Here is a 14,783-nt window from a genome sequence, read left to right on the forward strand (position 1 = left end):
AACCACCGCATGCCACACTTGAGAATCGAATACACCGGCAATCTCGACGGCCACGTCGACATGCAGGCGCTGTGCAACGTGCTGTGCCGCACGCTGACGCAATTCCAGGACGAGACCGGCAATTCCGTCTTCCCGCTGACTGGCACCCGCGTGCTGGCCTATCCCGCGCCGTACGCCGCCGTGGCAGACGGCGCCCCCGACCGCGCCTTCCTCTACCTGCTGATGCGCATTGCCCCCGGCCGACCGCAGCCGTTGCTGGATGCCGTCGGCAAGGCGCTGCTGGCGCAGCTCGACTGCACGCTGGCGCCGATCACCGCCTTGCGCTCGATCCGGGCGACCCTGCAGTTCGACGAGGGCCGGCCCGTATATGAAGGGAAGTGGGCGTCGGCCTGAGCCGTTGGCGGCGGGGCCTGGATGCGGGAGAGGTTTGCGTGCCCTGACGGACGCCGGATGAACCGCGGCGGCGCCGCGCCAGTGCCAGCATGATGGCCTATCGCAATACGGAGATCAGCCAGACAGTAAAGATGACCGCCTAGCGAACCGCTAACGCGGAGTAACTTTACTGGAGGGAAAAGATGAGTCTCATGGTGGAATTCGGAGGTTTTCTCGGCGGTGTCCTGACTGAGTGCGCAGAGCGATACAAGTGGAGTGGGCGCAAGATTTTTGTCATCACATTCCTGTCGTTCTTCTTGTCGATTGCGCTCTACATTCTTCTCGTTCCACCCCTAAAGGATATCTGGAGTTGCCTGCTGGTTGCTGCTGCTAGCAGTGGCGTACACGGCGTTATTTGCGTGGCATTGATCAGCTATGCGAGACGTCGCGAGCGGAGAAAATCGGATATGCAGGAATAGTCCGGCCCGTCGGTCACCATTGCGACAGGGCGGCACCGAAGTGCATCACGGCGACAACTGCAAGCACCAGGCAATGCTGGCATTCCGGTGCCAGTGGAACCAAAAAACAAAAGGGCCCGTGTCCAGTCCATGAACACGGGCCCTTCTTTACAGCGGGTAAAACGAATTACATCAGAACGCGCACGAAGCGTCCGCCAACCCCTGCACGCCGGGATTCAGCAAGATGACACTGCCACCCCATTCGGCATCTTCCGGCTTGCCGGAAACGATCGAGGTGACGATCATCGTCCGCAGGTCGGCGCCACCGAACGTGCACATCGACGGTTTCGCGAACGGCACGTCGATGCGGCGGTCCAGCTTGCCGGCAGGCGTGAAGCGGAGCAGGGCGCCGGCATCGTTCGCGCAGATCCAGTAACAGCCATCGGCATCGACCACGGCGCCATCGGGACGGCCCACGTGATCGGCCAAGTTGGCGAACACGCGGCGGTTCGACGGGATCCCCGTGGCGGTGTCGTAATCGAAGGCCCAGATCAGGCGGCTCTTCGGATGCGAATCGGACAGGTACATCGTCTTGCCATCCGGCGACCACGACAGGCCATTCTGCGTCAGCAGGCCCGACACCACCGGTTGCGACAGGCCGTTGCCATCGTAGCGGTACAGCTGCCCGATGTCCTTCGCGGCAGCCATGTCCATGAACATGGTGCCGCTCCAGAAGCGGCCTTGGCGGTCGGTGCGGCCATCGTTGAAGCGCATGCCCGCGCCGAGATCGTCCGGCTTGCCCAGCAGCGTGGTGGCCACCGTGCCGTTGTCGAACAGGTCGACGTCGTACATGCCGGTTTCCATGCCGGCGATCAGGCCGCCACGGACACGGGGTGCCACGCAGCCGGCCATCTCGGGCAGGTCCCACGAGCGCGCCTTGCCGGCGGCATCGAGCCGCCAGACGCGTTTCGCGGGAATGTCGACCCAGTACCACGCCCGGGCAGCGGCATCCCACGCCGGGCTTTCGCCCGTCGTGCAATGCACGCCGTCGATACGTTCGATCGACGGGTTCGCCATTACTTCAGCACCAGCTCGCCGTCGACGACGCGCGGGATGCCCAGCGAATTGGCGCTGTCCAGCGCGGCCGGCAGCAGCTCGGCCGGCACGTCCTGGTACGAGACCGGGCGCAGGAAGCGATCGATCGCGGACGCGCCCACCGAGGTGGAGCGGCTGTCGGACGTGGACGGGAACGGGCCGCCGTGCACCATGGCGTGCGACACTTCCACGCCGGTGCCGAAGCCGTTGAACAGGATACGGCCAGCCTTGCGCTCCAGGGTCGGCAGCAGCTTTTTCGCGACGGCGATGTCATTGCCGGTGGCGTGCACGGCGGCGGTCAGCTGACCTTCGACGTGTTCTGCTACCGCTACCAGTTGGGCTTCGTCTTTGACGCGGATCAGCAGCGACGTCGGGCCAAAGATCTCGCCTTCCAGTTCCGGCTTGGCCAGGAAATGTTCGCCCGAGGTTTCGTACAGTGCAGCAACGGCGCCGCACGGCACTTCGCTCGTCTTGCCCTGGCCAACCAGCTTCACGCCTTCGATGCCGGCCAGTTGCGCCACGCCCTTGTTGTAGGCGGAGTGGATGCCAGGAGTCAGCATCGTGGCGGCACCCTTGGCGGCCAGCGCGACTTTCACGCCTTCCAGGAACTTGTCCAGTGCCGGGGAGTCGATCGCGATCAGCAGGCCCGGGTTGGTGCAGAACTGGCCTGCGCCCAGGGTCAGCGAATCGGCGAATTGCTGCGGCAGCTTTTCGTTGGCGTTCAGCGCGCCTTCCAAGATGAACACCGGGTTGATCGAGCTCATCTCCGCATACACGGGGATCGGCTCTTCACGGGCAGCGGCGGTCTTCATCAGTGCCACGCCGCCGGCGCGCGAACCGGTGAAGCCCACGGCCTTGATGGCCGGGTTGCTGACCAGGTTCTGGCCGATGGTCTGGCCCGAGCCGATCAGCATCGAGAACACGCCTTCCGGCATGTCGCAGTCGATGGCGGCTTGCTGCACGGCTTTTGCCACCAGCTCGGAGGTACCCAGGTGAGCCGAGTGCGCCTTGACGATGACCGGGCAACCCGCTGCCAGCGCGGACGCGGTGTCGCCACCGGCCACGGAGAAGGCCAGCGGGAAGTTGCTGGCGCCGAACACGGCAACCGGGCCCAGGCCGATCTTGCGCAGGCGGATGTCCGGGCGCGGTGCCGGAGCACGGTCCGGCAGGGCGGAGTCCAGCGTGGCGGTCAGGTAGCGGCCGTCACGCACGACTTTCGCGAACAGGCGCAGCTGATTGCAGGTGCGGCCACGCTCGCCTTCCAGGCGGGCCTGCGGCAGACCCGTTTCCTGCATCGCACGTTCGACCAGGGTCGCGCCCAGGTCCATGATGCGGTCAGCGATCGTTTCCAGGAACTTGGCACGCTGTTCCGGCGTCGTTTCGCGGTAGCGATCGAACGCCTCCCACGCCAGCTTGCAAGCCAGGTCCAGCTCGGCTTGGGAAGCCAGGCCGAAAGCCGGTTCGATCTGTTCGTTGCGCGACGGATCGATGGCCTTGACGGAGCCTTCCTTGCCGCTCACGACTGAGCGGCCAATGATCATTTCACCTTTAATCTGCTGCATGTGCTCTCCTTTTACTGCGGGCCTTGTGCTCGCATCAGTTTTTCCAGCATCGCGAATTCTTCTTCGTTCAGGTCGGTCAGCGGTGCGCGCACCGGACCGGCGTCGTAGCCTGCAATCTTCGCGCCGGCCTTGACGATCGACACTGCATAGCCGGCCTTGCGGTTGCGGATGGCCAGGTAAGGCAGGAAGAATTCGTCGATCAGACGGTTCTGGGTCGCGCGGTCATCGTTGGCGATCGCGTGATAGAAGTCCATCGCCAGCTTCGGCATGAAGTTGAAGACAGCCGACGAGTATACAGGGACTCCGAGCGCTTTGTACGCGGCCGCATAAATCTCCGCGGTCGGCAGGCCGCCCAGGTAGCTGAAGCGGTCGCCCATGCGGCGCCAGATCGACATCATCAGTTCGATGTCGCCGATGCCATCCTTGAAGCCGATCAGGTTCGGGTTGCGGTCGGCCAGCTTTTCCAGCGAGTCGGCGGTCAGGCGGCAGGCGCCGCGGTTGTACACGACCACGCCGAAATCGACGGATTTGCAGACTTCTTCCACGTGGCGCACCAGGCCGTCCTGGCTGGCTTCGGTCAGGTAGTGCGGCAGCAGCAGGATGCCTTGCGCGCCGATTTTTTCCGCTTCCTGTGCGTAGGCGATCGCCTGGCGGGTCGGGCCACCGGCACCGGCCAGGATCGGCACCACGCCGCGGCAGGTATCGACGGCGGTCTTGATCACGTCGCCGTATTCGTTCGGGGTCAGCGAGAAGAACTCACCCGTGCCGCCGGCGGCGAACAGCGCCGATGCGCCGTACGGAGCCAGCCACTCCAGGCGCTTCGCGTACGTATCCGCGCGGAAGTTGCCTTCCTGGTCGAAGTCCGTGACCGGGAACGACAGCAGGCCATGGTTCAGGATTTTTTGGAGTTCTAACGGTTGCATGAGTGTCTCGCTTCTTTGATGAGTGGAACAACAGGTAAGGGGTTCTGATGGCTCGCCATCGTTGTATGACATCGTACAACCATATCGAAAGCAGGGCAAGCGTTTTGGTGCGAAGGTGTGCTTCAAAGATGGGATCAGTCCCTGATGCCGTTAAGTTAGCGTACCGGACACATGTAAGTGCACGCATACACCCCAACAGCGAAGGGCTGGGGTCAGACCCGGCGGGTCTGACCCCGGAATTTGCACTTGGGGTGGCTTATCTAAGCGGCACTAGGGCCTTCCCCATTTTTCTGGAAACATTGCTGGGGGACGCACGCCGGGGCGGCGCCCAGTCGACCTCAGCCGGCGGTGCTTTCTTCCTGTGCCTTGCGCAGCCGTTCGCGGCTGTTGGACAGGTGGGTGCGCATGGCGGCACGGGCGCCTTCCGGATCCTTGCGCTCGATGGCATGGAAGATGTCTTCGTGCTCGCGGTTCACGCGCTGCAGGTAGGCCGACGGTTCGTCGTGCGACAGCTGCGCCGAGTTGAGGCGCGCGCGCGGGATGATGGTAGTGCCCAGGTGCGTGAGGATGTCGACGAAATAGCGGTTGCCGGTAGCTTGCGCGATCAGCATGTGGAACTGCATGTCCGCCTCGATCGAACCGCCCTGCAGGATGCGCTGCAGTGCCTCGGCCATGTCGCGCACTTGCGCATCGGTGCGCCGCGCGGCCGCCAGCCAGGCCGCCTCGGTTTCCAGGCTGATGCGCAGTTCCAGGATGGCCAGCACGTCTTCGATGGTCTGGATCGTGTCGGGCGAGATCAGCAGCGGCTGCGCCGGCGGCTCCAGCACGAAAGTGCCGATGCCATGGCGCGTTTCCACCAGGGCAGCTGCCTGCAGGTGCGAGATCGCCTCGCGCACCACGGTACGGCTGACACCGTGCAGTTCCATGATCACCGATTCCGTCGGCAGTTTTTCGCCCGGCTTGAGGATGCCTTCCCGGATGCTGGCGCCGATGCTTTCCACCACGCCCTGGGCGAGATTGCGGTGGCGCTTCTTCGGCGCGGCGGGAGTGGCGGTGGTATCGGTCATGCGCATGGGTGTCCTCGAGAAGTGCCGATTATACCAGCACGCGCCTGGCGCCCGGCCGGTTGTATGATGACTTTGCAACGTGTCTCGAATTGTCGGGAAATTGTCTTTTGCATATTTCAAGCCGGCACAGCCGTGGGATGCGGTGCTACGCTCGACGATTCGATACACGGAGGATTCCATGCGATATGCCATCCTAAGCGCTGCCGTCCTGCTGACGGCATGCGCCGCGCCCCAGCCTGGCGACCAGGTCAATACATTCAGCGAAGAAACCAGCTACGTACCTACCGGCAGCAATATTCCGCGCAAGAAGGTGGACAGGGATGGCAAGACCCTCGTGCTGTCGCGCGACGATGCGGGCAGGATGGTCCACGATGCCCAGGCGATGGGCAATGCCGCGGGCAGCGGCCGTGATTAAGGGAGGCACCATGAGAATCGCGGTGCTGGCGGCCTCCGTGTTGCTGTCCGCCTGTGCGGCGCCGGGGCAGGGTGGCGAGGAACCCGTCTTCGAAGACGCCTATACACCGACCGGCAGCCTGATTCCCCGCAAGAACGCCGACCGCGACGGCAAGCGCGTGATCCTGTCGAAGGAAAACGCGCAGAAGGCCGTGGAAGAAGTACAGCGGCTGGGCGGCGGTACGGTGCTGCCCCCGTAAGGCGTCCACCGGCAGCATTCCAGACTGAACGGCCAAAAAACGGCGCCCGCGTCCGCCCCTGATATACTGTATAAAAACACAGTATTTTTCTGGTGGGCAAGTATGAGAATCAAGATGGTGAAATTGCGCATGGGCGGCGTGTCGCTGCCGAGCCGCGTGCTGGGCGACCGTGCCGCGCCGCGCTTCGGCGACCTGCGCATCCTCGACACGGATGACCAGGGCCTGCGCCGTCCCGTCAAGCTGGCCCGCCTGATGGAGCACGATTCCCAGGTGATCCGCGAAACCCTCATCGACCCCCGCATCCTGTGGTGCGGCGATAACCGCTTCACGCTGACGGGGTTCGAACGCATCCGCAACCGCCACGGCGAAACGGTCGAATACGCGCAATCGTGGCTGTGCGAGATCGACACCAGTCCGCCCGACCCCCGACCGGATACCTTGCGCGCGGCGCCCTATAAAGACCGTTGATGCATGCAAGACCGTCGATGCAGTAAGACCATCGATGCAGTAAGACCATCGATGCAGTAAGACCATCGATGCAGTAAGGCTGACGATGCATGTTTCTGCGTTTGTTTACGTGTTTTTGCGTTTTTGATTTAAGATAGCGCAAAACACGGAGGACACATGCAATTAGCGGAAGAACGGCGGCGCCTGATACTGGAAGCTGTCGACGAGGAAGGGAAAGTCCTGGCGGCCGAGCTGGCGCGCCGTTTCGATATCTCGGAAGACACGGTGCGGCGCGACCTGCGCGATCTCGACCTGGCCGGCCTGCTGCGGCGCGTGCATGGCGGCGCGGTGCGGCGCGGCGGCGAAGCCAGCTTTACCCAGCGAGAGGGCACCGACCAGCAGCGCAAGGCATTGCTGGGGCAAGCCTTGCGGCCATTGCTGAAGCCGCTCGACACGGTGCTGATCGACGCCGGCTCGACCAATCTGGCATTGGCCCGGCAGCTCGACGATGGCTGCGCGGCGGCGATCGTCACCAACAGCCCGCAGATCGCCCTGGCGCTGGGCGAGTTCCGCCGCACCCGCGTGATCTTGCTGGGCGGGACATATTCCGCCCACTGTGGCGCCGTGCTCGGTGCCCGCACGCTGGCCGACATCCAGGCGCTGCGTGCCGACCTGTGCATCGTGGGCCTGTGCAGCCTGGCGCCCGGCCGGCTGGGCGCCACCAACGACGAGGAGGCGGTGTTGAAACGCGCCATGCTGGCCGGCAGCGCGCGCCGTGCCGCGGCGGTGCTGAACGACCGCCTGACCGCGTCGGCGCCATTCACCATCGGCACCGCGGCCGACTTGGACCATGTTGTCCTCGAAGCCGATGCTCCCGCCGACCTGCTCGCCACGCTGCGCCGCGAAGGCGGCCCCGATCTCCTCCTCGCTGAAAGGTAAGCCATGACCGACCGTACCGACCGTACCATCGCCGCGGCACGCTGGGCCATCTCGACGATTTTCCTGCTGAACGGCACCGGCATCGGCCTGTGGGCGGCGCACGTGCCCGTGGTCCAGGCCCGCGCCGGGCTCGACACCGGCGTGCTGGGCATGCTGCTGCTGACCATCGCCGCCGGCGCCATGGCATCGATGCCGCTGGCCGGCTGGCTGTCCACGCGCTGGGGCTCGCGGCGCGCCACGCTGGCCTCCGCGTTTGCGTTTGCCGTGATGACGGCCGTGCTGATCTGCACCAGCCATCCGGTCGGCGTGTTCTTCGCGGCATTCGCCTTCGGCGCCAGCAACGGCGCGCTGGATGTAGCGATGAACGCCAACGCCAGCGAGGTGGAGATTGCCCGCGGCGTTCCCACCATGTCGTCGTTCCACGCCTTCTTCAGCCTGGGTGGGCTGGTGGGCGCGGCGCTGGGCGGGCTGCTGATACAGGGCGGTTTCGGCGACGGTTCCGGTGCCCTGGCGACCAGCGCCGTCATCGTTGCGGCCACGCTGGTGGTGATGCCGCGGGTGATGACGGGACCGGCGTCGGCCGCGCACACGTCCCACTTTGCGTTGCCGCGCGGCCCGGCCCTGTTCCTGGGATTGCTGGCGCTGCTGTGCATGGCGGTGGAGGGCGCGCTGGTCGACTGGAGCGCGCTGCTGCTGACGGAACGCACCGGTGCCACGCCGGCCTCGGCAGCCATCGGCTATTCGGCCTTCTCGATCGCGATGGCCGCGTGCCGCTTCGCCGGCGACCGGCTCACGGTGCGCTTCGGCGCCGCCAACGTGATGGTGTCCGGCGGCGTGGCCATCCTGCTGGGCCTGTTGATCGCCGTGCTCGGCACGCATTACGCGGTGGCGGCGGTCGGCTTCGCACTGGTCGGGCTCGGCGCCGCCAACGTGGTGCCGCTGATCTTCGCGGCCGCTGCACGCACGCCGGGCATGTCCGCCGGCGGCGGCGTGGCCACGGCGGCCACTGTCGGCTACACGGGTTTCCTGATGGGGCCGCCCGTGATCGGCTGGGTGGCTGCCCACACGAATATCGCGGTGGCACTGGGCGGGCTGTCGCTGGCCGGGGCGGTGATCGCGTTCAATGCGCGGGCGGTGGTCAGGCAGGCGGAGGGCGCGCGCTGAATTTGCCGTCTCATGGGCCGGCTTGGGGCGTCATCGGCCTGCCTGTGGGTTCATCCGCCCGCCTGTGCCTTCAGAGCCTGCCTGTGCCCTCATAGCCTGCTTGTGCCTCATAGTGTGCCTGTCGCCTCATCAGCCCGCCTGTACCGCAAGTTCCGGTAAAACCGCCTGCCGTTGAGCCGTTCCAGGTGTAGGTTTCGATGGCCCGCCGGCGCGCGTTCCCGCGGCTAAGATGGCCCATGAACCTCTTGGAGAAAGGCACATCATGAGCCCGGAACAGGCATCCACCATCCTCGAACAGCTGGCGCTGGGCACCGATCCCCGCACCGGCGAATCCCTGCGCGAAGGCGACGCCTGCGCCGCACCGGAAGTGATCCGCGCGCTGTTCATCGCACGCCAGGCCTTGCAAGGCGTGCTCGCCGCGGAACTTTCCCGCCCGGCGCGCCGCGCACCGGTGATGCGCAACGGCGTGGTGCTGCCGAACGTGGGCAAGAAATGGTCGGCCGACGATGCCGACACCCTGCTGCAGCAATTCGAAGCCGGCATGCCGATCGGCCAGATCGCCGCGCGGCTGGGGCGCACTGATGGCGGCATCGTGGCGCGGCTGGTGCATGCCGGCGTACTACCCGACCGGGAAGCAGGCTATGCGCTGATCAAGGGAAGCCCCGGGAACCGCGAACAGCCGGCCTGATCTCGGCGATCATTTCGCCCTCGTCGTCCAGGCCCACTTCCACGAAGCCCAGCGAGGCATAGAAACGTTTGCCCACTTCATTGCCGGGCATGTAGCAGATCGTAATGCGGCGCAAGTCCGGCTGCGCGCGCAGCTCTTGCAGCAGCAGTTCCATCGCGCGGCGGCCAACGCCCCGGCTCTGGAACTTCGGGTCGACCATCAGGCGGAAGATGCCGTAGCAGCCCGGTTCGTCGTTGGTGTTGATGCCGTAAAGAAGAAAGCCGGCGAGCTGCCCGTCGTGATGGATCGCCCTGGGCCGCAGGTTCGGATAAAAACTGGCCTGCGCGAGCGAAAAGGCATTGCTGGCGACGAACTGGGCCTGGTGCGGCGGCAACTCGATATTCATCACCGCTTCGAAGTTTTTCCTGGTAACGAACTCCAGCGTCGTGCCCAGTTGCGGCATCGGCGCCGTGTGCGTCGTTTCCGTCATGTGCGTCATCTGCGTCAAGGTCGTCAAGTGCGCTCCTCCGGGTGGATGCTGCCTGTGCTTGTGGCGCGGCTCATGGGCCTGGATCACGGGCCTGGATCATGGGCCGGAATCCTGGGCTGGGATCATGGCCCGGGATGGCCGGCACAGCGAGTCGATACTCTACCGTTAAAGGCCCGGCTGGAACAACCCCGCCATATGCCAGTAGGGGCGCCCGGATGGAAGCCGGCGTTGCCTTGCCTGCCCCGCCTTACTTCGCCAGCGTCACCAGCGGCTTGCTTTTCTCCACGATGTAGGTGGCCAGTTCCTTCGATTCGCCGCTACCCACGTTGTGCGCCGAGTGCACGGCGCCGGCCGGGATGAATAGCGTCTGCCCCGCCTTCAGCGTCACCGGCGGCTGGCCATCGATCTGGTATTCCAGCGTACCTTCCAGTACATAGGCGATTTCCTCGCCGGGATGCGAGTGGCGCGGCGCCTTGACACCCGGGGCGAAGTCCACCCGTACCTGCACCAGTTCCTTGCCCGGCACGACGATGTCTTCTTTCAGCAGGTCGACCCGGCCAAGGCCGGCGACCTGGGCGTGGGCGGTGATCGCCATCGACGCGGCGGCTACCAGGACGAGGCTGGAAATCAGGGAGTGGATGGTTTTCATGGCGTTTCCTTTTCTGGGTGAGTTGGCGTACTCCCAGTAGGCCACCGCCATGTGTATGGGGCATGTCGGCGCGTATGCGAAACATGGCCGTTCGTATCCCGGCCGTTCGCGGATACATGCTGATACACGCCGCTTGTCCCGCACACCCTGGCGCGATGCGCCGATGCCCGCGGGCTCGGGCGTACCAATACCCGCAGGCTCGCCTGGTTGGCGTGTGAGCTTCTGTATTTGCCGGGGGGGCGGGAAAACGACGGCTTTCAACTCGCAAGTAATTGTTTATAAGACAATAATTCGTATTCTTTGCTAGAGTGGCATTCCCTGACCCATTGGAGATGCCATGAACCGTCATTACACCGTTGTCCCCCGGACGCTGCGCAGTGTCCGCCTGCTCGGCGCCATCGCCTTGCTGTCCGCCGCGTCTTCCACGCTGGCCGCCGATACGTCATTTTCTTCGAGCACCGTATCGAACCTGCGCTACACGCTGACCGACCTGACACCGGATGACGGTATCGCTGCCAACCTGACCTGGACATCGGGATTCGTCGATGTAACGGGGTACCACGATGGCATCGTATTCCGGCATTTCGGCGATGGATCGGCACCGGTGGCGGGAAGCTGGACCGACGGTGCGGACAACACGGCCGCCAGCTTCGAGCCAGGCACGTCGTTCGGGAACACGGTATTGTCGGCAACGGTGCACGCCGACGGTGCCGACGACGCCGTCGGCCAGGCGAACGCGGCGTATGCCTTGTCCTATTTCGACTTTACGGTGTCCGCCGGAACCGCCGTCACGTTCTATTCGGACTATGAGATACACGCGGGCAGAACGGAACCGGGCGAAGGCACGTATGCAACGTCCACCACCCGAATGGAGTTGTTTGACAGTGGCACATCCCAGGATCACTTCGACAGCAGCTGGATCGAAGCCGCGACCTACCAGGTCCGTGACAAGGCCGGCACCGCATCGGTTTCTTTCAGTAATATCTACGGCACCGACTGGACCGGGACCCTGACGGTGCAAGCTGCCGGCCAGGCTTTCGCCGGGCCCCTGCCGGTTCCGGAACCGTCGACTTATGCCATGCTGGGCGTTGGCCTGCTGATGCTCGGCGCGGCAGCACGCCGCCGTTCCTGATCGGCTGGGCATGATCGGCTGGGCCTGATCATCCGAGCTTGCCGCTGCGGGCGGGTTCCTGTCCGGGACCCGCCCACGCATCCGGCAAGCAGCGCAAGCCCTGCCATCGACGATGCCAGGGCCTGGGCACTATGTGCCGGCGCGTGGCCGGCGCATCGGTCTACCGCGACAATGCGTCGTCGCGCGAATGGACCGGGTGCTTGCCGATGGCGCGCTCAGGCACGGCGGCGGGCTGTCGCACCGATCGCCAGCAATCCGGCTGCCAGCATGGCGTACGTGGAGGGTTCCGGTACTGAGGGGATTTGCGTTTCGGAACCGGCACCCAGGACGAACAGGGCATCCACGGTGATCGCCTGGTCGGTCGGGTTGGCATAGTAGAGCGAGAATTCTTCCCGTTCGGCTGGTTCCAGTGGCGAATAATGGATCAGGGAAAACCTCTGCGCACCCGGTCCCTCGCCGGTATCGAGCATGACATGCACGCTGCCATGGCCGATTTGCCAGTAGTCCCTCGTGGTCCGGTAGGCGATATCCAGGAAGGCGCTGCCCGACAAGGTCAGCGCGCTGTGCGCACCGAGCGTAAACGTATAGCCCTGCCGGGCGTTCAGGCTCACGCCCCCCTGGTTGCCCAGATTGTGCAAGGCGTTGCCATGGATGCTGAAATCGCCGAGCAGGCCGGTCGCCTTGATTTCGGCATTCGACGGCCCGGCAGACAGGATGTGATCGACGGGGATCAGACCCGACGTCGTGTCGTCGATCTCATGGTCGAACGAACCCGGATTCCGAATGCCGAGCGTGTAACGCAGGTAGTCGAACTGGTAGGAATAGGATGCGTCGACGCCATCGCCAGGGGCCAGGTCGATGACGCCGATCGACACGTTGCTGAAGCTGGCGTCCATCCGGACGCCTTCGGCCTTGGCGCCGGCCATGCACACAGCCAGGCTAGTGGCAGCCAGGCAGGAAAGAAGTTTTTTCATCGTGGTCATTGGAACTCTCTGAAGTATCAGGAACGAACCTCCGGCAGTTGCGCCGGCGGACCGGTGTCTTGCAGGATCGATGACTTACCGTAATGATCGGATGGATACTGGAATGTGTTTCCTCCTTTGCGTTGGTCGTGCATGTCAGCCGCGCGCAAGTCGCCATCGCCGCGCCGGTCCCTCTACCCTCCAGCCAGGCATGCGCCGGAACGAGAATGATGAAGTGCCGGGCCGATGGCATTCCTGCCGGCCGTGAGCACATCAGGAAACTTTTGCCTGCGCAGGCTGGCTTTCCGCTCCAGGAAGCTGGCCGATCGTCCTGGCCGCGATGGCACCCGCTTCGAGCACCACGGGGATGAGCGATGGATCGCAGGTACGCGCCAACTGGATCGTGCCGACCAGCGAGGCGAACACCGCGCGTGCCACCGCCATGGCATCGCGATGCCCGGCCGGCAGTGCGTCCGCAAAGATGGCCACCAGTTCGTCGATCGCTTGGCCAACGAACGCGCGGGTGGCATCCGGGCGGCGCGCAAGCTCGGGGCCCAGCGCGGCGACGGCGCAGCCGCGTTCCGGGTAAGTCACGTGCCTCGGGTCGAGGTAATGGTTGACCAGGGCATCCAGGCCCTGTCCCGGAGCAGCTTCGCGGATCTTGCGGGCAAAGACTGCTCCGGTTTCCTGCAGTGCGGCGACCACGGCTTCGGCAACGAGCGCCTCCTTGGAGTCGAAATGCGCATAGAAAGCGCCGTTCGTGAGCCCCGCTTCCGCCATCAGGCTGGCCACCCCGGTGGTGGCAATGCCATCCCTGCGCAGCACCTTGGCGGCGGATTCCACGATCCTCGCCCGTGTCGATTGCTTGTGGTCCGCGTCGTACCGCATTTCCGCTCCTGTCTACTTGGTATTATGATCGTAATACAATGATGACTGGAATGCCAGCGATCGAAAAGAAATCATGACGGCATGCCACCGGCAAAGGGCGCGTGCGATGCGCCTGTGGAACGAACCGGACAGCACGAAAAAATAAGGCGCTGTGAGCGGTAATTAAGCGAACTTCCCGCCGGAATCACGGTCTGACTTCCTGTTGAGATACTTCATGTATATCAGGAGGCGACATGGGCACCGCGGAGGTTGGAGTACTGATCGAAGCGTTGATGCAGCAACAGCTTTCAAAAGATCAGGTCGCATTGCTGCAGGGCTTTCTGGCCAGCGTCGAGCAGCCAGGCCAGTGCCATCGCTTGATCGAGGAAGCCGCCGGAAAGCCGCCGTGTCCCCATTGCGGCTGCGAGAAGTCTCACCGTTGCGGACAGGCCAGTGGCTTGCAGCGCTATCGCTGCGTAACATGCCGGCGCAGCTTCAATGCCCTGACCGGCACACCGCTTGCCCGTCTGCGCCTGCGCGACAAGTGGCTGCAATACCTGCAATGCCTGATCGAGTCGACCCCCGTGCGCTCTGCAGCCATGCGCGTCGCGGTGGCCAAGTCGACCAGCTTTCGATGGCGCCACCGGTTCATCGCCGCCGTGCTCCGGGCACCGCGTCCGCACCTATCAGGCATCGTCGAGGCCGATGAAACTTATTTGTTGGAATCACAGAAGGGCTCGCGCCACCTGGACCGCCCGCCCCGCAAACGCGGCGGCAAGGCCAGCCGGCGCGGCATCAGCAGCGAGCTGGACTGCATCCTCGTGGCTCGTGACCGCAACCGGCAAACGTGTGACTTCGTGACAGGTCGCGGCCCGGTCAGCGCTGGCCAGTTGATGGAACATCTGAAGCCTGTGCTGGCGCCCGATGTGCTGCTCGTGACCGATGCGGCCAAGGCGTACCAGGCATTTGCGAAGCAGGCCGGCATCACGCACGAAGCGATCAATGTGCGTGCCGGCATCCGGGTGCACGGCGCACTCCATATCCAGGGTGTTAACGGATGGCATAGCCGCTTCAAGACCTGGCTGCGGCGATTTAATGGTGTTGCCAGCCGCTATCTCGCCAATTACACCGGCTGGCAGCGCGTGCTCGATGCCGCCGAGCTGACGGCGCCGCGCCAATGGTTGCACATTGTCGTGGCGTCAGACTAGCTGATCAGCTCTTTTGTCGCGCTCGGCATGCAAGAAAGTTTCGTGCTCAACGGCAAAGCTACTCAACGCGAACAGCGCCAAAAATAATCGGCGCGCTTGTCGATTCCAGGCGCCATGATTCGTCGTCA

General features: G+C 64.3%; 18 protein-coding genes. 10 read left to right on the top strand and 8 right to left on the bottom strand.

Features of this window, described 5'->3' with window-relative positions:
• Nucleotides 1–9 precede the first annotated feature (9 nt).
• The gene (locus tag EYF70_RS01265; protein ID WP_131143780.1) at nt 10–393 is read left to right on the top strand and encodes a 5-carboxymethyl-2-hydroxymuconate isomerase; all 384 of its coding nucleotides are present in this window, start codon (nt 10–12) and stop codon (nt 391–393) included.
• Nucleotides 394–575: 182 nt separating this feature from the next.
• The gene (locus EYF70_RS01270; protein ID WP_131143781.1) at nt 576–851 is read left to right on the top strand and encodes a hypothetical protein; all 276 of its coding nucleotides are present in this window, start codon (nt 576–578) and stop codon (nt 849–851) included.
• A gap of 171 nt (nt 852–1,022) precedes the next feature.
• On the opposite strand, the gene EYF70_RS01275 is transcribed toward EYF70_RS01270, so the two are convergent.
• From EYF70_RS01275 to EYF70_RS01290, 4 genes are all read right to left on the bottom strand, one after another.
• Complete coding sequence (locus EYF70_RS01275) at nt 1,023–1,907, bottom strand: SMP-30/gluconolactonase/LRE family protein (protein WP_174800383.1); 885 nt, start codon at nt 1,905–1,907, stop codon at nt 1,023–1,025.
• Nucleotides 1,907–3,487 carry an aldehyde dehydrogenase (NADP(+)) gene (locus EYF70_RS01280; RefSeq protein ID WP_229420651.1) on the bottom strand — a complete coding sequence of 527 codons (1,581 nt, stop codon included), beginning with the start codon at nt 3,485–3,487 and terminating at the stop codon, nt 1,907–1,909. The genes EYF70_RS01275 and EYF70_RS01280 overlap by 1 nt, the downstream gene beginning before the upstream one ends.
• An 11-nt stretch (nt 3,488–3,498) precedes the next feature.
• Nucleotides 3,499–4,410, bottom strand: coding sequence for a 5-dehydro-4-deoxyglucarate dehydratase (gene kdgD, locus EYF70_RS01285; RefSeq protein WP_131143782.1), 912 nt, complete (start codon nt 4,408–4,410; stop codon nt 3,499–3,501).
• Between the two features lie 338 nt (nt 4,411–4,748).
• Nucleotides 4,749–5,477 carry a FadR/GntR family transcriptional regulator gene (locus tag EYF70_RS01290; protein WP_131143783.1) on the bottom strand — a complete coding sequence of 243 codons (729 nt, stop codon included), beginning with the start codon at nt 5,475–5,477 and terminating at the stop codon, nt 4,749–4,751.
• Between the two features lie 178 nt (nt 5,478–5,655).
• On the opposite strand from EYF70_RS01290, the gene EYF70_RS01295 reads away from it, so the two are divergent.
• From EYF70_RS01295 to EYF70_RS01320, 6 genes are all read left to right on the top strand, one after another.
• Nucleotides 5,656–5,892 carry a hypothetical protein gene (locus tag EYF70_RS01295; protein WP_131143784.1) on the top strand — a complete coding sequence of 79 codons (237 nt, stop codon included), beginning with the start codon at nt 5,656–5,658 and terminating at the stop codon, nt 5,890–5,892.
• A gap of 10 nt (nt 5,893–5,902) precedes the next feature.
• Nucleotides 5,903–6,130: a hypothetical protein gene (locus EYF70_RS01300; RefSeq protein ID WP_131143785.1), complete on the top strand. Its 228-nt coding sequence runs from the start codon at nt 5,903–5,905 to the stop codon at nt 6,128–6,130.
• A gap of 102 nt (nt 6,131–6,232) precedes the next feature.
• On the top strand, nt 6,233–6,598 hold the full coding sequence (locus tag EYF70_RS01305; protein WP_131143786.1) for a hypothetical protein: 366 nt from the start codon (nt 6,233–6,235) through the stop codon (nt 6,596–6,598).
• Nucleotides 6,599–6,754: 156 nt separating this feature from the next.
• Entirely contained in the window at nt 6,755–7,516 is a 762-nt protein-coding gene (locus EYF70_RS01310; RefSeq protein ID WP_131143787.1) for a DeoR/GlpR family DNA-binding transcription regulator, read from the top strand.
• 3 nt (nt 7,517–7,519) lie between these two features.
• Nucleotides 7,520–8,680 carry an MFS transporter gene (locus tag EYF70_RS01315; RefSeq protein ID WP_131143788.1) on the top strand — a complete coding sequence of 387 codons (1,161 nt, stop codon included), beginning with the start codon at nt 7,520–7,522 and terminating at the stop codon, nt 8,678–8,680.
• A 262-nt stretch (nt 8,681–8,942) separates the two neighbouring features.
• On the top strand, nt 8,943–9,368 hold the full coding sequence (locus tag EYF70_RS01320; RefSeq protein WP_131143789.1) for a hypothetical protein: 426 nt from the start codon (nt 8,943–8,945) through the stop codon (nt 9,366–9,368).
• On the opposite strand, the gene EYF70_RS01325 is transcribed toward EYF70_RS01320, so the two are convergent.
• Both EYF70_RS01325 and EYF70_RS01330 read right to left on the bottom strand, forming a co-directional pair.
• Nucleotides 9,331–9,864, bottom strand: a complete 534-nt coding sequence (locus EYF70_RS01325; protein ID WP_131143790.1) for a GNAT family N-acetyltransferase — start codon at nt 9,862–9,864, stop codon at nt 9,331–9,333. The genes EYF70_RS01320 and EYF70_RS01325 overlap by 38 nt on opposite strands.
• Before the next feature lie 220 nt (nt 9,865–10,084).
• Nucleotides 10,085–10,486, bottom strand: coding sequence for a cupin domain-containing protein (locus EYF70_RS01330; protein ID WP_131143791.1), 402 nt, complete (start codon nt 10,484–10,486; stop codon nt 10,085–10,087).
• Between the two features lie 337 nt (nt 10,487–10,823).
• Here EYF70_RS01330 and EYF70_RS01335 point away from each other — a divergent pair, with 337 nt between their 5' ends.
• Nucleotides 10,824–11,618: a PEP-CTERM sorting domain-containing protein gene (locus EYF70_RS01335; RefSeq protein ID WP_131143792.1), complete on the top strand. Its 795-nt coding sequence runs from the start codon at nt 10,824–10,826 to the stop codon at nt 11,616–11,618.
• A 215-nt stretch (nt 11,619–11,833) separates the two neighbouring features.
• Here EYF70_RS01335 and EYF70_RS01340 read toward each other — a convergent pair whose 3' ends face one another.
• Complete coding sequence (locus tag EYF70_RS01340; protein ID WP_131143793.1) at nt 11,834–12,601, bottom strand: PEP-CTERM sorting domain-containing protein; 768 nt, start codon at nt 12,599–12,601, stop codon at nt 11,834–11,836.
• Nucleotides 12,602–12,853: 252 nt separating this feature from the next.
• Complete coding sequence (locus EYF70_RS01345; RefSeq protein ID WP_131143794.1) at nt 12,854–13,468, bottom strand: TetR/AcrR family transcriptional regulator; 615 nt, start codon at nt 13,466–13,468, stop codon at nt 12,854–12,856.
• A gap of 233 nt (nt 13,469–13,701) precedes the next feature.
• Here EYF70_RS01345 and EYF70_RS01350 point away from each other — a divergent pair, with 233 nt between their 5' ends.
• A complete protein-coding gene (locus EYF70_RS01350) occupies nt 13,702–14,655 on the top strand; it encodes an IS1595 family transposase (RefSeq protein WP_307722108.1) in 954 nt (317 codons plus the stop codon).
• Nucleotides 14,656–14,783: the final 128 nt, after the last annotated feature.

It is taken from the genome of Pseudoduganella albidiflava (assembly GCF_004322755.1).
Classification (GTDB): domain Bacteria; phylum Pseudomonadota; class Gammaproteobacteria; order Burkholderiales; family Burkholderiaceae_D; genus Rugamonas; species Rugamonas albidiflava.